Origin of the sequence: Gardnerella vaginalis (genome assembly GCF_040427915.1) — a bacterium.
Lineage (GTDB): Bacteria > Actinomycetota > Actinomycetes > Actinomycetales > Bifidobacteriaceae > Bifidobacterium > Bifidobacterium vaginale_C.
The window spans coordinates 1,342,955-1,362,135 of sequence record NZ_JBETXJ010000002.1; the positions used below are offsets into that span (position 1 = coordinate 1,342,955).

Consider the following 19,181-nt stretch of genomic DNA (forward strand, 5'->3'; position numbering starts at 1 on the left):
TTTGCTGTAAGGAGTCGACCCGTGACCGAACAGACTAAACCTGAAGAAACTACTAAACAAACTACCCCAAAGCCGCATGCGCCGTCGCCTGCAAACTTTGCTAACAAGGCTCGCGTTGTTGCTGCAGTTCCAACTATCTCGTATAGCGACGAAGATGTTAAAACCGCTAAAACCTTTGGGCGAGTTGATGAAAATGGAAACGTTTATGTTCGTGAAGGAGCTGACGAACGCGAAGTAGGTCAGTATTCTACTGGTACTCCAGAAGATGCTTTGACTTTCTACGTACATCGTTATCTTGACTTAAAAATCAAGCTTGATCTTTTCGAAAAAAGACTTGAGTCGTCTAATGTGAGACCTAAGGAAATTGATGAGACTTTAGCTACTTTAGAGGCAGATCTTAAAGAGCCATCGGTAGTTGGAGACATCGCTGCTTTGAACGCTCGACACGCCGAATTGCAGGCTAAGGCTGCATCTAAAAAAGAAGAACTTGCAAAAGCTCGCAAAGATGAATTAGATAAAGCTCTTAAAGAACGTACTGCTATTGTTGAACAAGCAGAAACATTAGTTGCTCAAATAGGTGATTCTACAAATTGGCGTTCGCTTTCAGATAAGCTTCGTTCCCTGTTTGACAAGTGGCAGCAACATCAGCGCACTACTATCCATCTTAATAAGGCGGATGCTGACGCTTTGTGGCAGCGATTTTCTAAAGCTCGTTCTGCTTTCACTCAAGCACGCAACGCTTGGGTTAAGGAACGTGATACTGAAAGAAATACTGCTAAAGAAATTAAGGAAGCCATTATTGCTGAAGCTGAAAGCTTGAAGGAATCAACTAAATGGCGTGAAACTTCTATGAAGTTTAATGCTTTGATGGATCGCTGGAAGAAGGCTGGAAATGCTGGTCGTCAGCACGACGATGAGTTATGGGCTAAATTCCGCGAAGCTGCAGACACATTCTATCATGCTCGTCAAGAAGATAGAGAAAAGATGAATGCTGGTGAAAAAGAAAATCTTTCCAAGAAGGAAGCTTTGCTTGTTAAGGCAGAAGCTCTTCTTCCTGTTAAAGATGAAGAAGCAGCAAAAGCAGCTCGCAAAGCATTGTCTGAGATTCAAGAAGAATGGGACAAGATTGGTTTTGTTCCACGCGAAGATATGCGCAGAATTGAGTCCCGCTTAAATGATGTGGATAAGAAGATTAAGGCTGTTGAAGATGCTGCTTGGAAAGATGCTGACCCAGAGGCAGATGCTCGTAAGTCTAGTTTTGCTACACAATTGAAGGCTCAGCTCGAGGAGCTTGATTCTAAGATTGCAAGTGAAAAAGATGCAAAGCGTAAGGCTAAGCTTCAGGCTGAAAAAGCTACAAAAGAACAATGGTTGAATGCTATTAAGTAATTAATCGTTAATCATTTAAATATGGGGTTACTTAGAAATTAAGTGACCCCATATTTAATAGTTTTATTTAACAGTTTCCATTAAAGCCTTTGCAAATTGAATAAAGGTGTTAGCTAATTGTGAATTTGCTAGACTTCCGTCCTCTTTAAGAACTGCAGGTCTTCCAGACTCTCCAATTTCTCTAATACTCGTATCTAACGGAATTTGTGCTAAAAGAGGAACATTCTTACCAAGAGCTTTACAAAGCTGGTCACTAACGCGTTTTCCGCCACCTGAACCAAAAATTTCCAAGCGCGCTCCATTATTTTCAAACCAACTCATATTTTCTACAACTCCACGCACATTAACTGGAATTTGCAACGCCATAAGCCCTGCTCTAACGGCAACATCTGAAGCACTAGGCTGAGGAGTTGTAACGACCACAAGCTCCACATTAGGCAATGATTGGGCAACAGCCAAAGCCATATCTCCAGTTCCAGGCGCCAAATCTAAAAGAAGCACATCTGGGTCTGCCCACCAAACGTCGCAAAGAAACTGTTCAAGAGAACGTTGCAAGCGAGGACCACGCCACAAAATCGCACGATCTGTTCCAGCAAACATTCCAATAGAAATCAGTTTAACCCCCCAAGCTTCTACTGGCATAAGCATGCCATTCAAATTAGTAGGCTGACTTGTAACACCAAACATGCGCGGTAGAGAAAATCCATAAACGTCTGCATCTATTGCTGCTGTTTTGTATCCAAGAGCCGCGAAAGTGGCTGCTAAATTGGCAGTTATGGAGGATTTTCCAACTCCCCCTTTTCCAGATGCTATAGCAAAAATTCTTGTTTTAACGCCATTTTTATTAAAAGGATTTTCTTTACGTTCCTCTTTCAAATCCGAAACAAGCTTTGCAAGCTTATCCTTACTCATAGCGCTTATATTTACGTGAGGAACGAGATTTGCATTAGGATATTTTTTTACAGCTGATTGAATTCTCTGTGTAATTACTTGTGCTAGAGGACAATCTGGAACAGTAAGTTCTATGCTTATAGTCACATCATAAGTTGGATAAGAGTTATCAAAATCGCATACACCAGTGACATTTTGTTTTTCACTTACGTGTATGCCAGTTACCATATTTAGTTCAGTAACTGAACGACCTAATTCTGGATCAATAACACTTCCTAATAGATCGTAAATGCGAGTTTCGAGTTCAATAGTGCTGCTCATTTTTAACTTTTACGATTCGCTCTTAAAATCAAGTTCGTATTTGCTATCTAGAGCAGATTCAATACTGCCAGTATTAAGCAAAATCTTAAATTGATTCTCATCTAGCATAGGTATACCAAGTTCTTCTGCTTTAGTGGCTTTAGAACCAGCATTTTCTCCGACAATAACGCAATACGTCTTTTTGCTAACAGAAGATGCTGCTTTTCCTCCCCTAGAAGAAATAGCTTCTTTGGCTGAATCTCTGGTAAAACCTTCTAATGATCCTGTAACAACAACCGTTTTGCCACTAAGAGTCTGTTCGACACTGTCCGCATTAGAAGAGTCAGAAGATCCAACTACTCCAGCTTCATTCCATTTACGTAAAACTTCACTACGCCAATCTTGAGGATCCTTCGATTTTTCAAACCAATCGTATACTGCTTGGGCAATTTCTGGACCAACTCCATCAATTTGTGTTAAATCTTCAACAGATGCTTTAGAAATATTCTCAATTGAACCAAATCTTGCCGCTATTAGTCGTGCTGTAGGCGGACCAAGTCTACGAATAGACAAAGCCACTAGCACACGCCAAAGTGTTGCAGACTTACCCTTTTGAGCTATTTCTTCTAACATTGCTCTTGTTGTTTCACTTGGACGAGTGTATTCAGGAACACTCACTGTTTGAAGAACATTATTTTTACGAATTTTCTTTTCAACTAACCTTATTACATAAGCGTCAGAAGGAACTTCAAACATTGGGTAATCTGGATTTAAAGATTCCTTAAGCTCATCACTGTTAGAATCATCATTGGATTTTCTTCTTGTAGCTTCTAAAGGTCTAGTCCAGAATGCAGAAACCTGTCTCCACAATCCGGATCCGCCTATTTTTTTAGTTCTTTTCTTTAATTTTCCGTCTTTTCCTAATTCTTTCCATTCTTCAACAAGAGGTATTTCCTTCCAAACTTTAATATTTCGCAAATCGTCTGCAGTAATGTTAAAAATATCCGCTTCGCTTCTTATAACAGGTTCTTGAGATTTTGGAAGATCAAACACGGATTCTGGAATAGTTGGTTGCAAAGAAGAACCGCGCTGAACTACTATTTTGTCAATATCAGGATGATAGACCTCTGCGGTTGTCGGTCTAGAATCTTCTGGATTTGTTAAAGCTAGTGCAGAAGATTCTCCAAGATTTTCAATATCGAATGCATGCCTCGATGCAAGATTAATTATTCTCTCTGTTAATTGTGCTGGGCAGTTTTCTACATTTGGACAACGAATATCCTTGTCTCCCTCTTTAGCAGGTGCAAGCTTAGATCCGCATGATGGGCAATACTCTGGCATAACAAATTTGCGTAATTTGCTTTCATTCCCATCCCTATACTTTAGTACTGGACCAACTAATTCTGGTATAACATCGCCAGCTTTACGAACAATAACAGTATCGCCTATAAGAACACCTTTATGCTCAACTTCGTAAGGATTATGCAATGTTGTGCGCGATATTGTAGATCCTGCAACAGTTACTGGGTCTAAAACAGCAACAGGGGTGACTCTACCTGTTCTTCCTACTTGAACAACAATGTCTTTGAGAACAGTATTTACTTCTTCTGGAGGATACTTGTACGCAATTGCCCATCTTGGTGCTCTAGATGTAGACCCTAGTTCTCTTTGCAAAGCACGATCGTCTACTTTAACTACAATTCCGTCTAAGGCATGAATAATAGAGTTTCTATGTTCTCCATAGTATTCAATCATATCTTCTATTTGTTCAAAAGACGTGACTTTGCGAGTATAAGGAGATACGGGTATTCCCCATTTTTTATACAGCTCGTATGCGTCTGACTGATTAAACGATGTTTGAGTATGCGATTTATGCTCAGAATCTTTTTTTACTGAATCTTTCCACTTTAAATCGCCTAATCCATGCGCTATAAAGCTTAATCTTCTTGTTGCAGTTATTCTAGGATCCTTTTGTCTTAAAGACCCTGCAGCAGCGTTTCTTGGATTAGCAAAAGCAGGCTTTCCTAAATCTTCTTGCTCAATATTCAGCTTTCTAAAATCCGCCCATTTCATAAAAACTTCACCACGAATTTCCACAAATTCCGGAATATCGTCTGAATTTTCGCATTTAAGCTGAGTCGGTATTTCTTCGATTGTTCTTACATTCAGAGATATGTCTTCTCCAGTAACGCCATCTCCTCGAGTTAGACCTTGTTCCAAAGTTCCATTTCTGTATATGAGATTTAACGCAAGTCCATCGATTTTTACTTCACATGTCATTGGCAATGGCTTATTTTGAGGCCATTTTAAATCGCGAATAATGCTATCGTACCAAGATTTTAGCTCTTCTAATGAGAACACATCATCCAAACTCATCATTCTTGATGGATGTTTAACTGACGCAAAATCGTTCGAAAAAGTTCCGCCAACTCTATGTGTTGGTGATTGAGGCGTATCTAATATTGGGAATGTAGATTCTAGTGAGCTTAAAACTCGCATTCTTGTGTCATAAGCAGCGTCAGAACTACTTGGTGAATCATCAACATAATAAGCTATCTGGTCTGATTGAGCCCAGGCAGCTAATTTTGCCCATAATCTAGCAGCCTGCTCGCTTGTTAAAAGCGAAGGTTCTAGCTTAGATAATGCAATAGCGTCTACATCTGTTGGCTCTAATTTAGAGATCCAATCATTAAAATCTGTAGTTGAACTAAACTCGTGTGATGTGCTAGATGTGCTAGATGTATTATTCTCGCTTGGCTCATGAACATTTTGGTTTTGATTATCGACTTTGTTAATGCTTGAAGATAATGAATCGTTGTTAACACTTGATTTATCAGTATTTAACGAATCATCAAAATCGTCGAAAAGAGATAATTGTTCTCCAACTGCGTGTGACGACTTATCGCTATTAGACGCAATCATAAGCTTTCCCTTCAAAACCTTTTAACTATCCTATCTACCAGACAGGCGTCAATAACTGATTATAATTACTGATTAATAAGAGTTGTTTATGAGTTAAGCGAGCGCAAAAACTGCATTTGAACAACGTTATCTGATGAATTGTTGCTGAACAGCATTCTTGCTCTTGCAACAGAAAGCGTTCGTGCAATAACAAACATTCCCTCGTTTACTGTTATTTTTGCAGCTTCATCGATAATCTCATAAGCTTCAACATCTGGCCATTTTGGAACATTGTTTATTTTTAAAACTTCTTCTACTTGAGACATATCATTAGGAGCTGGAATGCACTGTGACTGCATGCGGCTCAGTAATTCATCAAGCTCTATTTCAATAGACTCAATTTTTCCAGAAGATAAATTGTCTGCCATTTTATATGCTGCTACAGCAAGAGGAAAATTATCTTGCATCCATTCTGCGTAAGCAAGTCTGTAGTATATAAAAGCGGCGTCTTCTCTATCAAAGCATACTGGTAATGCGTTTAGACACACTGCTTCTACAGAAGTCCAATCTTCTTTCTCCGTAAGCTGTGAAGCTAACTTGAGATGAGAAATAACATATGTTGGAGCGTATGAAACCATTGTGTTTAAGTGTTTTAGTGCATCCTCATGCCTGTTGAGTTGAGTTAGTAAATCTGCTAACTCCATATGTGCGTAAAAAAGACCATCTGGTATAAGTATCATACGTTCATTTTGGGTCGCAAATATTCGATTGTAGACAACTCGCTCTGCATAGGAATTAAAGTATCTTGGTACAACATCGTTGAAAGAAAACATGGAATCGAAATGTTTTACTGCATTTTCGTATTCTTCGATGGCATTTTCCAAGTCTCCACTCATAAATTGTTCATGAGCATGAAGTCTCATATTATAAATATCTTTTGAAACTTTAAAAGATATTTCTGGTATTTCTTTTTCGTCTATTAAAGCGCTTGTTATAAGATTGGCTTTCTCATTTAATTCTGGATCGTCAATACTTTCCACAATATCCATTGCCATACGAGCTTTTTCTGCATTAGATATCATTACTTCTGACGATATGTGATGAAAATCTGCAACAGCCTGTTGTAATAAATCTTCTCTTTGAATTGAAAGACCTTTAGAGTTGGTAGTACCTAATGCTTTTTGAGATTTAATGTCAAAAATTACATCTGAAAACTCAGGTTCTTCCTGTGCTCCATGAGGAGAAAAACAACTATCTCTCAGATCAAAGCTTGGTTCAATCGGGTTTAATGCGCCTTCTCCATCTATTTTCATATTTGCGTTAAATTTTTTGTATGCGTCAAGAGGATTATTCAACCCATTTGCACGAATATGTTTTATAAAAGATCCGCGATTGAATGTGACTGTCAATAAAGACTTTACAGTTGGATATTTGCTAAAAGCATCCATAGGATCAGGTTCAATAGAGTCCGATTCAATATCGTTCGTATTGCTATTACTAATCTCAGTATCACTGTAGCTATCACTAGAGTTTATCGATTTGCCAGCAGTGGCTTTATTGCTACTATCAGACACAGTCACTTCATCTTCGTGAAGAATAGGATGATTAGTAAAGTTTTGTAAATCTTGAACATTCGCTAGTCCGTTATTAACATCTCCATGAATATCTCCATCTTTAGGATCGCCTTTAGAACGAGCTGCTTCACGATTCATATTATTCAAAGCATTAATTGTTTGATTTAGGATTTTACTCATAGCATCATCTTGAGCAGCAACCATTTCTTCTAAGCCTATTGAATCTAATCTTATAGATACATTCTGTACTTCTTCACTTGCTCCAAATGCAAGGGTTGCCATTATTATTCCAAGTTGAAGATTGTAATCAGTTGTCATACGAGACTTATCTGCATTAGTTAAAGTGATCCATTTTTGGTTAGCAGAATCAAATCTTCTAGTTGGCATCATCGAATTGCCAGTTGCCATAAATGCTAATGCAACATTACCGTCTTCTAGATTAGAGCGAAAATCAGTATCAAATCTAAATGGTAAATAAAGGCTTCTAATTAATCCAGATAATCTTTGCCTATAAGACCATTCACAATTAGAAGATCCATCTGACTTGTAAATATACAGGTCGTTAGATTTTTTTGCCGTATTCCACAAGTGCATTAATGGGCGAATATTGTCGTCTTGTAAAGGATTACCAAAACTATTCATATCCAATTCGCCGTTAGCGCAAAACGCTGGATCTTCTATAAACGATAAATCTATTTCAGATATTTGACCAAAGTTTACAGAATTTTCCGTTAAATTACCACCATTAGCACAATTTTCTTCTAAACAACTACTAATGGATTGGAAACGGTTAATGGCACCTTCTATTCGCAATACTTTCAACGCTGCTTTTGCTTCTAAAGAATCATCCCATACTAGGAAATTAGCGTCTGAAACTTGCGACTTTTGCAGATGCAAGCGTTCTGCCCCATGAACAGCTTCAAGAGGACCACTATGTTCTAAAGCGCCAGAATCTAACATAAGGTAAGCAAAATATTTTTCCATTGACGAAACACGCAAACCTGCTTTTTCCGCCACTTTTGAATCCATAATGCTTCTTCTAATAGCTCCAAGAGGGGCTTCCTTTGTAAGACGCCTAAAAATATTCCCAGATCCAAAACCGCTAAACGCTCTCGTTATATCTGGAATAAAGAACGATGCAAAGAAAGATGTTGAAATAGCATCGCAGTATGAAAGATTGCAACGGAGTCTGTCAGGAAGCAAAACTCTAGTTTCTTCAAGAGTATATGCTTCTTTTTTGTCATTAACTTTACGAATCCAAGATGATACCCATTGCATGCCTTCATCTTGTGATAGTTGAACAACTACATCTCCTCTTATCACAACTAAATCAGATTCACGATTATTTTTATTGATTGAATTTACTTTTTTACGCGCATGACTTGCGTGAGTAATCTTCTTATCATCAACACCGTAGAAACGTAACGAATCTTTAAGAGTCATAGAATTTTGTTCTACAAAAGATAACTCTGGTATTCTTTCTATCGTATCCTCAATAGAAATGTCATGTCCTGTATAAACACGACCTTCAAAATCTGCAACAGCAAGCTGACGAAAACGCTTGCAATCATCATTGAATAGTCCAATAGCTATACCGTGTTTTTTCCCAGAAAGTTTAATCCAACCTAACTTTACGTTTTTTGGCATCATTGGAAAATCTTTAAAAATATGTTTTTTAGAAAATAGCCTAACTGGAATAGATTCTCTATTTTCCCACAATGTTTTAATGGTTTCCTGCACAATCTGCATACTATCATCTGCAATATCTGAGCGATTTTCCTCATTACTTTCGGCAGAATCTATTTTCTTGCTAGATTGCACTTCGTCTTGCATATTCCTCGTTCTTTCGTTTTAAAGCCAACTACTATTTTCGTAAAACCCGTAAAACTAAATATTTAAGTGATTTCCACACGTGTTGCATTTATTCTTACTCAAACATTTTAAGTATAGCTGATTATTGATTCGAAAAACACAATTAGAAGTAGAATATGCTTTAACTCTTTGAGAACAAAATCAAATTATATTCATTTCAATCTTGTTTTAATCTAAGATGTGAATGCTTTAATTACTTTTAAAGTTTAAAAATATAAATTTTATTAACTTCACTTATGCAAATTTGCGCATGCACCAGAAATAATCTTAGATAAACCGTCCATAATTTGGTCTACAGGAGAAGCTGCTCTCCAGTTTAAATACAGTGAACGATATGGTTTTGGATCTTTAAACTCGCGAATTGTCAATCCTGACGGCTGAACAATTGGAGGAAGAATAGAAAGACGCGGAAGCAAAGTCACATCTTTACTTCCAACAACCATGTATCTTAATGTTTCTAAAGACGTAGCACAAAATTCAGACTGCTTTGCACCAACTTTTTGACATACATCTATCATGCTTCTACGCATGCAATGACCATCTTCTAAAAGTAGCACTTTTTGGCTAGACAATTGCGAAACATCAATTGGAGTTTTTTCATGACCAAACTGCGAATTTGTAGAAGCAGCCAATAAAAAGTCCTCGTCAAAAATATGTTTTACTTTTAAAGAAGATTCATTTAATCGCTCGCTTAATATTGCGCCATCAATCTGACCGCTATGCAACATTTCTACAAGGCTAGCAGACTTTTCTTCTACAAACCGAATATTAAAATTCGGCTTAACTTTACGCAAAACTGGCATTATTCTTGGCAAAAGATAAGGGCATAATGTTGGAAAAACGCCTAAAACTATAGTAGACGACCATGGGTCTTCTAATCGCCTTGCTGCTTGATAAATACTTGAAACGTCGGCATGAATACGCTTTGCATAATACACAACTTCTCTGCCTGCTGGAGTTAGAATTTGCTTTCCAGGAGTTCTTTCAATAAGACAAACTCCAAGCAAATCTTCTAATTTTTTAATTTGCGTAGACAACGTTGGTTGAGAAACGTGCACACGTTCAGCTGCTTTTGTAAAACTTTCCTCTTTTGCAAAAGCAATTAAGTATTCAAGCGATTTAATGTTCACGTAATCATCTTTCTTATTAAAGGTAGTAAAAAATATAATATATGTAAATTTTAAGCATTAAAAGCTTATGGGTTAAGAGTTAATCTAATTTTTGCACATTTCTAATTAAATAGTCGAATGCACTAAGAGCAGCATTTGCGCCAGATCCATATGCTGTAACAATTTGCTTATAAGGCTCATCTGTGCAATCGCCAGCAGCAAAAATGCCACGAACACTCGTGCATCCTTTTCTATCTGTTACTATTTCCGAACGATTATTCAAGCTTAGTTTGTTTGAAATCCACTTAGTATTTGGCATTAAACCAATTTGAACAAACACGCCGTCTGTGTGTAAAATTTTCTCACTGTTTTCACCATTAGCATTGCGATCCGTATAATGCACTGCAATAACCTTTGTACCATCTCCTTCTATAGCACTAAGAGCAGCACTTGTTATTACAGTCGTATTAGAAAGATTATTTAAAGAATCAACTAATATTTGATCTGCTTTAAGTGTGTTCATATACTCGATTAGAGTAACGTGATTTGCAACACCTGCTAAATCTATTGCAGCTTCGACTCCAGAATTTCCTCCGCCAACAACTACAACATTCTTATTTTTAAACAATGGACCATCGCAATGCGGGCAGAACGACACTCCCTTGTTTCTATATTCGTCTTCCCCAGGAACACCAAGAGTTCTCCACGTAGCTCCAGTTGCAATAATCACTGCTTTAGCTTTTAAACTTCCGCCAGATTTGGTGTTAATCGTGTGCAATCCGTAAGGTTCTTCTGCAATATCTAAAGATGTAGCCCAATCGGGAGTAAATACGTCAATGTCGTATTGAGCAATGTGGTTTGTTAAATCGCTAGCAAGCTTTGCACCTGTTGTGTGCGTTTGTGAAATATGATTTTCTATGCTTTCAGTTTCAACAACTTGACCACCTCTGTGATCCATAATCATTGCTGTTTTAAGACCTTTGCGAGCTGTGTAAATCGCTGCAGCACTCGCAGCAGGACCTCCGCCTACGAGAATAACGTCGTACGGATTTTTGGCGTTCATTTTTTGCGCTAATGAAGAATCGCCAGAAACCGTAGAATCACTTGAATTTCTTGAATCGCTATTTTTCTCTTGGCTTAAAAGAATCGCAACTAATTCGTCTATAGAAGACCTTCCAGAAGAAATCATCTTTCCGTTTTCAAAAACAGCAGGAACGCTCATAACTCCAAGAGCATCCACCTCGTCTTTAAAAGCGCTTCCTTCTACAGCAATATGTTTTACTTTAGGATTAATAATCGAAATTGTATTAAGTGATTGAACAACCTCTGGGCAATTAATGCAAGAAACAGACATGTATGTAGTAACTTCATGACTTCCAATGCTCAAAATTGCTTTGCGCTGATCATCGCTTATTTTGGGAGCATAACCGCTTACTTGCAAAATAGCCAAAACTAAAGAGCTAAACTCGTGTCCAAGAGGTAAACCAGCAAAACTTACAGACACATTAGTTTGTGGATTAAGTACTGCAAAACTTGGTTTGCGATTTGCGCTATTTTTATCACCTTTTATAACAGTGATTTTGCTGCTTTGATCTGCTACTTCATTTAAAAGCTCAATAACTTTTTGAGAATTTTCGTCATTTTCAACATACGCAACAAGATTAATAGGATTAACCATTTTTGTTAGTAATCCAGCAAGTTGAGTAGTTAAGTTTGAATCCAATAAAGACATTATTTTCACTTTCTATTCTTAAGTAGCAGATCTTTAGCAGTAAATTAATTATTAGAGAAACAGACTTTTAAAAAATCAGATCTTCCCAACTAAGTCAATAGATGGAGCAAGTGTTTCTTCTCCCTGCTCCCACTTTGCTGGGCATACTTCTCCTGGATGTGCTGCAATGAATTGAGCAGCTTTAACTTTGCGAAGCATCTCATCTGCATTTCTGCCGATTCCATCTGCTGTCATCTCGTAGAATTGAATATTTCCTTGAGGATCAACCAAGAATGTTGCACGGTGAGCTAAGCCAGATTCCTCATTCAAAGCATTAAAGTTTCTAGAGAGCGCACCGTTTGGATCACCAAGCATTGTGTATTTTACTTTTGAAATAGCTTTAGAATCATCGTGCCAAGCTTTGTGAACAAAATGAGTGTCTGTTGAAACAGAATAAACTTCTACGCCTAATTTCTGAAGATCTTCATAGTGATTTGCAAGATCTTCAAGCTCTGTTGGGCATACAAACGAAAAGTCTGCTGGATAGAAGAAGAATATAGCCCACTTTCCAAGAATGTCATTATCGCTTACTTCTACAAATTCGCCATTCTTATATCCATTTACTTTAAACGGAAGAATATGCGTACCAATAAGACTCATAACAACTCCAATCTTTAATTGTTTATTTAAAAAATTTTCATTTCTTGCAATTAGCAATATTTTGACCTATTTGCTAAATCCAATTATTCCAATTATTTAGAATCTGAATTCAGCATTAAAATCATAATAGATTATTTATATCAAAAAGACTATATGTATAGGCAACATCTATAACACTAGATGGCATACATCAATAACTATTTAATAAATTTATATTTTCACAAAACAAAGATGATTAAAAGCAAACTAAAAAAAAATTATTACAAAAGCAGAAAAAAATGGAGCGGACAACGGGACTCGAACCCGCGGTCTCAACCTTGGCAAGGTTGCGCTTTACCAACTAAGCTATGTCCGCAAACAAAATGCCATAATAGCCTGATTTCTCTTTAAATGCAAGTTATGAGTAAAAATAAAAATATATAGTGATTTTTCTGCAATATACATGCAATTTCACGGAGTGTTGAATAACATAAAACGATAAGAAAAATATTGAATACGATAATTATTATCATTAAGCCATAAATTTTTATAAAATTTTTCTTAAAATGTGATTTTTATCATGAAAAATCGTAAAAATAATGTAGAATGAAAATTAGCTTTTACCAAACAGGTAAAAGAAAACTGAAAAGGTAATGTTTTTCTAAAACGAAGCATAGAACAAGGAGGTTTCTATGAAGGCTATTGTTGCAACCAAAGATAAGAAGGCTCAGGTTGTAGAGAAGGAACTCCGCCCATTGGAATTTGGTGAAGCCTTACTCGATATGGAATGCTGCGGCGTATGCCATACTGATCTTCACGTTAAGAACCAAGATTTTGGCGATAAAACAGGCGTCGTTCTTGGACACGAAGGTATTGGCATTGTTAAGGAAGTTGGTCCTGGCGTTACAACGTTGAAGCCAGGCGATCGCGCATCCGTAGCATGGTTCTTCAAGGGTTGCGGACATTGCGAATATTGCACCACCGGCCGAGAAACACTTTGCCGTAGCGTTTTGAACGCAGGATACACTGCCGATGGTGGCATGTCTCAAGAGTGCATCGTCGCAGCAGACTACGCAGTAAAGGTCCCAGAAGGATTGGATCCAGCTCCTGCAAGCTCCATCACTTGCGCCGGCGTTACAACCTACAAGGCTATTAAGGAATCTGGCGTACATCCAGGCGAATGGCTTATTCTATTCGGTCTTGGCGGTCTTGGCAATCTTGCGTTGCAATATGCAAAGAACGTATTTGGCGTACATGTAATCGCGGTAGATGTTAACGATGCTCAGCTTGAATTTGCTAAGGAATATGGCGCAGATTTGTGCGTGAACCCACTTAAGGAAAATGTTCCTGAATTTGCTATGAAGAAGGTAGGCGGCGCTCATGGCGCTGTTGTAACCGCTGTAAGCAAGGCTGCTTTTAACTCTGCAGTTGACTCTGTACGAGCAGGCGGCACCGTTGCAGCTGTTGGTCTTCCACCAGAAGACATGGAACTTAGCATTCCTCGCCTTGTTCTTGACGGAATCCGTTTGGTTGGTTCCCTGGTTGGAACTCGCAAGGATCTGGAAGAAGCATTCCAGTTCGGAGCTGAAGGAAAGGTTGTTCCACAGTGCCATATGCGCAAGATGGAAGACATTAACGACATCTTCGACGAGATGCTCAGCGGTAAGATTCGTGGTCGAATGGTAATCGACCTCTCCCACTGAAAAAGAGATAAGTTATAAAAACTAGAAGCCACTTAGCAATTGCTAGGTGGCTTTTAGTTTATAATTTCATAACTATTAAAATTTTATAAAATATTTAATATTAAACATCATTTCAATGGTGGCATTGGCTTCCAGTTAGAATCATGCAAAATTCTTCTGCTTGCAATCCAACCAGTAAAAAGTTTTTTAACTCCACTTAAAATATGCTCACGATCTACTGCAACAAGTCTAATACTCTCTTTTGCTGCAGTCAAAGCAGTTCCAAGAGCAAACATAAATGGTCGATAATCGCCATGAGTCATAAAGTATCGCGCCATAAAACCACGATTTCGCATAATATGGTAACGATTCATGTCGGAAGTGGAATTTAACTGTCGAACGCCAGCAATATCCCAATTAGGAATATTACGAGTTCTACGAAGAATAATATCCTTTACAACAATCGGATTTGTTACTTTACTGGCAAGATATCCATAAGTTGTGTCATCCCAATAAATAAAATAATGCGGATCTGGCAAACCGATTTTTTCTACAATATTGCGCTTAAATAATCCACCTTCAAAGCACATAGTGTTCATAACACGATATCCAGATGGTCCAAATGCTGCTGGAGCAATTGGGTTAGGAATTCCAAGAGAAACAATAAAGTTATATTGCCAATAAAAATCGCCACCGTCGTAGTCTAATCGGCTGCCTTGGATCACATCGTGGCTTTTAGTCCATTTTGAAAGACGTTCAATAGATTCTGGCACTGTTTCAACGTCATCGTCCATAACCCAGAACCACTCAGCGCCAAGCTCGTACGCTTTTTTAACACCAGCACTGAAACCGCCAGCTCCCCCAAGATTGCTGCTTTGAGGCGCGTAAACAACGCGGCTTGAATCGCCAGAATCGTCCTTGCTAGCAGAACCCCAGCGACGTGTAAGAACATCATCTAAATCATGCACCATATCACGAGTTTTTTCACTCTTCTCATTGTCTACAACAACAATCCTCCATGGGCATTGGTTTAATCGCTCAAAAGATTTAAACAGATTTTCAAGCAACTCCTGACGCTTATAGGTAACTACAACAACAGCAAGCTTATCAATAGTATTATCATTTATAACTTCGCTCATATTTTTAATATTACACTTAGCATTGCCATCAATATTATTAACAAAATTCAAATTTTTTAGTACAAACTTTCATTTTCAGATAAATGTTCTTAGCATAAGATAAAAATAAAGAGTAGTTTCAGGGAAGGTGAAAATCCTTACTGGCGGTAACGAGGTAATTCTTGGATTACTGAATTTTCTCGAAGCCCGCGAGCGGCACTACTGCTGCTGATTCGGTTAAAATCCGAAGCCAACGGTTAAAGTCCGGATGAAAGAAACGGAGGCTCTAATGAGCATTTCACGCGAAAATAATCATAAAACAAGCAATCACGCAGCAAATAATCACGCAACTTACTCTGGCATAAACTATTGGTCAAGTGAAAAAATTGCTAAATACGCACTATTCGTGGCGCTTTCTATGGCTGTAAGCTTTATAGAATTCCCACTTATTCCAGACTTAAGCTACCTTAAATACGATCCTTCGGGAATTGTGTGCTTAATTGCAGGATTTGCCTACGGACCATTCGCCGCTGCAATCGTAAGTGTTCTCGGATTTGCTCCGCACTTCTTCACTAACCCGTTTGGCGCAATAATGGCAATATTGGTTTCACTGGGCGCTTCTGTTAGCGCTGCAATCGTCTACAAAAAAATTAGAACCAAAGAAGGCGCTATTATTTCGCTTGTAATTGGCTCTATAGTTGCGATTGTTCTTGCAATAGTCGGAAACCTTATTATTACACCATTTTATGCTCATATTAGCGTTGAACAAGTTGCCGCTCTTATAGTTCCAGCTCTGCTACCATTTAATGTGATTAAGCTTGCGATTCATTGTGCAATAACTATGCTTGTTTATAAGCCTGTTTCAAAACTTCTTAAATACAACAAATAGCATTAGCCAAAATAGCATTAGTCAAATTAAGTAAAAAGCAAGCTGATTATGCAAAGCAATAAAGTTATTCAAGATAAAACAAGTTGCAAAGGCGAAAATAGTAATACGGATTATTGTGCTAAAAAAGATAATGCTGTTTCTTTGCAAAATATTCGTTTTAGCTATGATGGCGGAAAAACTTGGATTTTAGACGGAATAGATCTTGAAATTGCATATGGTCAAAGAATTGCAATAATCGGCAAAAATGGTAGCGGAAAATCTACGCTAGCTAAAATTATTGCAGGACTTTCTTCCCCAGATTCTGGAATTGTTACGCTATGTGGAATAAAAGTTTTTGAAACCAACAACGTTGATCCAAAAGCGTACCAAAAAGCACGAGAATCTATTGGAGCATTGTTTCAAAGCCCAGAAGACCAAATCGTTACAACAGTTGTAGAAGACGATGTTGCTTTTGGGCTTGAAAACTTATGCGCTTCTAAAGAATTCATGAAACACAATATAAACAATGCTTTACGCGCTGTAAACATGGAAAATCAACGTTTTAGCAACCCAAGCAATATGAGTGGAGGTCAGCAGCAGCGCGTTGCAATTGCGTCGTCGATTGCTATGCAATCAAAACTTCTTGTATTAGACGAGCCTACAAGCATGCTTGATTCTTATGCAAAAGCAGATGTCGACAAGCTTTTTGAAACATTACAAACGCGCGGCACAACAATCGTACAAGTTACACATAAGATTAGCGAATGCAAAAATGCGGATCGAATATTGATGCTAGAAAACGGTAGGTTGCGTGATGTATGCATATCTAAGTTAGAGGGATTTTGTAAGGAAAAATCGCCAGCTGTTATTGAATCAAAAAGCATGACGGAAAATGTAGAAACATCAAATCCAAAAAAATCAAATACAGCAATTGAAATATCTAATTTAAATGTGAGCTATGCGAATAGTCAAAGTCCAATAATAAAAGACTATTCTCTAAGCGTAAAAGCAGGCGGAATCGTTGCAATAATGGGGAAAAACGGATGTGGAAAATCTACGCTAGCAAAATCAATATGCGGACTTATTAAATATGATTCTGGCTCTGTTTATATAAACGGAATAAAAATTAGCGAAAAAACAAGCAAATCTCAAATGCGTGAAATTCGCAAAAACATTGGTTACGTTATGCAATTGCCAGAACAGCAACTTTTTGCGCAAACTGTTTTTGAAGACGTAGCATACGGTCCAAAAAACTTTGGATTAGAAGGATGCGAATTAGATTCCCGCGTATTAAACACGCTAAAATCATTGCATATTGAGCATTTAGCACAAAAATCCCCATTCGAACTTTCTGGAGGACAACAACGATTAGCAGCAATTGCAGGTGTTTTAGCTTGCAATCCAAAAATTTTGGTTTTAGATGAGCCTACTGCAGGGTTAGATTTTGAGTCTGCAGAAATTTTACGAAGAATATTAAATGATTTACACAATAAAGGCGTAACAATTATCGTTGTTACGCATGATTTAAATGAAGCAAAAACACTTGGAGCGCGCATAGTTACGCTTGATTCGCGCGAAAAGAAGGAACAAGCACAGGACGAAAAGCTTGAAAACGCTAGCGAAAATGTTAGCGAAAACAAAAATAAAAACAAAAACAAAAACAAGTCATTGCTAAGCTTATTCAATACGCGAATCATTCTAATATCATGCTTAATTCTTATGTTTAGCGCGTTTAGCATTACGAACTTCTATCAACTAGGAATTCTTGCGTTATCAACGCTTGTTCTAATATTTCTCGCTAGAATATCGCCTATAAAATTATTGTCATCATTACACATGTTTATTGCAATATTCGTATTTTCTGGAATGTTTAATCTTCTAGTTGTACATTCTGGAAGAAGACTTTTTAGAATCGGACCGCTATTAATAACAGATGATGGAATAAAGTTTTCAATACTTTTCGCTTCAAGATTTTCGCTTGTTATACTAATCGGATCAATAATTGTACTGACAATAAGCAAAACGCGATTGACTGAAGCATGCGCGTCTATTATTTCACCTCTTAAAATCATAGGGTTGCCAAGTCAAGAAATTGCTCTTATTATGAGCCTTGCTTTGCGCTTTTTGCCGACTCTTTCAAAAGAAGCAGAATCTGTTGCTTTAGCTCAAATTGCAAGAGGCGGAAACATAAAAGACGGGTCTATAAAAAAGCGATTGCGAGCAATAACATCTCTTATAGTTCCAGGATTTGCAAGCGTGATTCGGCATGCAAACACGCTGGGACTTGCGCTAGATTCTAGATGTTACGTTCCTGGAGCTAAGCGCACGCACTTACATACGGAGAAAATGCGCTTAAAAGACTTTGCGCTTTTAATAATTACATTGGCCATTGTGTTCGGAATAATTTTTGCTGGAATATTTGTATAACTGGAATATTTGTATATTGAGCGCATTAATCGTATTGAACGTGTTGATTGCGGATTCTTACGGTTAATGTATAATCCGATAAGCATTGAAAATTTAAGCGTTATAAATAGATGGTCGATAGTTGGTTGTCGATAATTGCGTTTGACAATATAGCGTTTTGACGTTTTAATGTTTTGAAAATTGACGCTTGGGCGTTTTACGCATGTTGAACGCGATTTGGAAGGAAAATAATGGCATTAACTAAAAAGCAGATTAAGCAATTGCGCGCGCTCGCTAACACTTTAAGCCCATTGCTTTATGTTGGAAAAAACGATATTAGCGACGCTGCTGTTAAGCAAGCAGACGAAACAATGCAATCTCATGAGCTTATGAAGTGTGCTGTGCAAGATGGTTCTGGCTTAAGTGCTAAAGAAGCTGCGCAAGAACTTGCAGAACATCTTGGTGCAGAAGTCGTGCAAGTAATTGGCAACCGTTTTGTGTTATTCCGAGTTTCAAATCGCGAAGATATTGACCACATTATGCTTGTTCGTGAGTAAAACTCTCTCTTAATATTTTTATATTTTTGCGATAATTCGTAAATAAAAAATGCTCCATGGTTGTTTGACTACATCAATAGTTTTGCAATCATGGAGCATAAAATTAATGGATAATTATAACTCTCAATAAGTGTGTTGCTACCTTGAATCGTATAAAACAGCAA

12 protein-coding genes, 1 tRNA gene and 1 riboswitch are annotated in these 19,181 nt (G+C 37.7%); of the genes, 5 read left to right on the forward strand and 8 right to left on the reverse strand.

Annotation, left to right across the window (positions count from 1 at the left end; translation table 11 throughout):
- The first annotated feature begins 21 nt into the window (after positions 1–21).
- Positions 22–1,389 carry a DUF349 domain-containing protein gene (locus ABVC65_RS05475; RefSeq protein WP_004111602.1) on the forward strand — a complete coding sequence of 456 codons (1,368 nt, stop codon included), beginning with the start codon at positions 22–24 and terminating at the stop codon, positions 1,387–1,389.
- A 63-nt stretch (positions 1,390–1,452) separates the two neighbouring features.
- Here the strand turns inward: ABVC65_RS05475 and ABVC65_RS05480 are convergent, their stop codons facing one another.
- The 7 genes from ABVC65_RS05480 to ABVC65_RS05510 all read right to left on the reverse strand — a co-directional run bounded on the left by ABVC65_RS05480 (position 1,453) and on the right by ABVC65_RS05510 (position 12,762).
- The gene (locus ABVC65_RS05480; RefSeq protein ID WP_353582776.1) at positions 1,453–2,601 is read right to left on the reverse strand and encodes an Mrp/NBP35 family ATP-binding protein; all 1,149 of its coding nucleotides are present in this window, start codon (positions 2,599–2,601) and stop codon (positions 1,453–1,455) included.
- Between the two features lie 9 nt (positions 2,602–2,610).
- Positions 2,611–5,502, reverse strand: coding sequence for an NAD-dependent DNA ligase LigA (ligA, locus tag ABVC65_RS05485; protein WP_353582777.1), 2,892 nt, complete (start codon positions 5,500–5,502; stop codon positions 2,611–2,613).
- Positions 5,503–5,588: 86 nt separating this feature from the next.
- Positions 5,589–8,888, reverse strand: a complete 3,300-nt coding sequence (locus ABVC65_RS05490) for a tetratricopeptide repeat protein (protein WP_353582778.1) — start codon at positions 8,886–8,888, stop codon at positions 5,589–5,591.
- A gap of 269 nt (positions 8,889–9,157) precedes the next feature.
- The gene (locus ABVC65_RS05495; protein ID WP_004125920.1) at positions 9,158–10,057 is read right to left on the reverse strand and encodes a LysR substrate-binding domain-containing protein; all 900 of its coding nucleotides are present in this window, start codon (positions 10,055–10,057) and stop codon (positions 9,158–9,160) included.
- Positions 10,058–10,136: 79 nt separating this feature from the next.
- Positions 10,137–11,768 carry an alkyl hydroperoxide reductase subunit F gene (gene ahpF, locus ABVC65_RS05500; protein WP_353582779.1) on the reverse strand — a complete coding sequence of 544 codons (1,632 nt, stop codon included), beginning with the start codon at positions 11,766–11,768 and terminating at the stop codon, positions 10,137–10,139.
- A 75-nt stretch (positions 11,769–11,843) separates the two neighbouring features.
- Positions 11,844–12,407, reverse strand: a complete 564-nt coding sequence (ahpC, locus tag ABVC65_RS05505) for an alkyl hydroperoxide reductase subunit C (RefSeq protein WP_032812201.1) — start codon at positions 12,405–12,407, stop codon at positions 11,844–11,846.
- A gap of 279 nt (positions 12,408–12,686) precedes the next feature.
- Positions 12,687–12,762 (reverse strand) — tRNA-Gly (locus tag ABVC65_RS05510).
- 316 nt (positions 12,763–13,078) lie between these two features.
- Here ABVC65_RS05510 and adhP point away from each other — a divergent pair.
- Positions 13,079–14,089, forward strand: a complete 1,011-nt coding sequence (adhP, locus tag ABVC65_RS05515; protein WP_004120661.1) for an alcohol dehydrogenase AdhP — start codon at positions 13,079–13,081, stop codon at positions 14,087–14,089.
- A 107-nt stretch (positions 14,090–14,196) separates the two neighbouring features.
- Here the strand turns inward: adhP and ABVC65_RS05520 are convergent, their stop codons facing one another.
- Positions 14,197–15,207 (reverse strand): glycosyltransferase, encoded by a 1,011-nt coding sequence (locus ABVC65_RS05520; RefSeq protein ID WP_353582780.1) that lies wholly within the window; start codon positions 15,205–15,207, stop codon positions 14,197–14,199.
- A 110-nt stretch (positions 15,208–15,317) separates the two neighbouring features.
- A riboswitch (FMN riboswitch) is annotated at positions 15,318–15,470 on the forward strand.
- Positions 15,471–15,475: 5 nt separating this feature from the next.
- Here ABVC65_RS05520 and ABVC65_RS05525 point away from each other — a divergent pair.
- The 3 genes from ABVC65_RS05525 (at position 15,476) to ABVC65_RS05535 (ending at position 19,017) form a co-directional block, all read left to right on the forward strand.
- Complete coding sequence (locus tag ABVC65_RS05525; protein WP_353582781.1) at positions 15,476–16,075, forward strand: ECF transporter S component; 600 nt, start codon at positions 15,476–15,478, stop codon at positions 16,073–16,075.
- A 48-nt stretch (positions 16,076–16,123) separates the two neighbouring features.
- Positions 16,124–18,481, forward strand: coding sequence for an energy-coupling factor transporter ATPase (locus ABVC65_RS05530; RefSeq protein ID WP_353582782.1), 2,358 nt, complete (start codon positions 16,124–16,126; stop codon positions 18,479–18,481).
- A 230-nt stretch (positions 18,482–18,711) separates the two neighbouring features.
- On the forward strand, positions 18,712–19,017 hold the full coding sequence (locus tag ABVC65_RS05535; protein ID WP_004117809.1) for a YhbY family RNA-binding protein: 306 nt from the start codon (positions 18,712–18,714) through the stop codon (positions 19,015–19,017).
- Positions 19,018–19,181: the final 164 nt, after the last annotated feature.

What these genes read in the sequence shown, in the direction of transcription:
- ABVC65_RS05480 (WP_353582776.1), bottom strand. Translation starts at nt 2,601, where the DNA reads ATGAGCAGCACTATTGAACTCGAAACTCGCATTTACGATCTATTAGGA.
- ligA (WP_353582777.1), bottom strand. Translation starts at nt 5,502, where the DNA reads ATGATTGCGTCTAATAGCGATAAGTCGTCACACGCAGTTGGAGAACAA.
- ABVC65_RS05490 (WP_353582778.1), bottom strand. Translation starts at nt 8,888, where the DNA reads ATGCAAGACGAAGTGCAATCTAGCAAGAAAATAGATTCTGCCGAAAGT.
- ahpF (WP_353582779.1), bottom strand. Translation starts at nt 11,768, where the DNA reads ATGTCTTTATTGGATTCAAACTTAACTACTCAACTTGCTGGATTACTA.
- ahpC (WP_032812201.1), bottom strand. Translation starts at nt 12,407, where the DNA reads ATGAGTCTTATTGGTACGCATATTCTTCCGTTTAAAGTAAATGGATAT.
- adhP (WP_004120661.1), top strand. Translation starts at nt 13,079, where the DNA reads ATGAAGGCTATTGTTGCAACCAAAGATAAGAAGGCTCAGGTTGTAGAG.
- ABVC65_RS05520 (WP_353582780.1), bottom strand. Translation starts at nt 15,207, where the DNA reads ATGAGCGAAGTTATAAATGATAATACTATTGATAAGCTTGCTGTTGTT.
- ABVC65_RS05525 (WP_353582781.1), top strand. Translation starts at nt 15,476, where the DNA reads ATGAGCATTTCACGCGAAAATAATCATAAAACAAGCAATCACGCAGCA.
- ABVC65_RS05530 (WP_353582782.1), top strand. Translation starts at nt 16,124, where the DNA reads ATGCAAAGCAATAAAGTTATTCAAGATAAAACAAGTTGCAAAGGCGAA.
- ABVC65_RS05535 (WP_004117809.1), top strand. Translation starts at nt 18,712, where the DNA reads ATGGCATTAACTAAAAAGCAGATTAAGCAATTGCGCGCGCTCGCTAAC.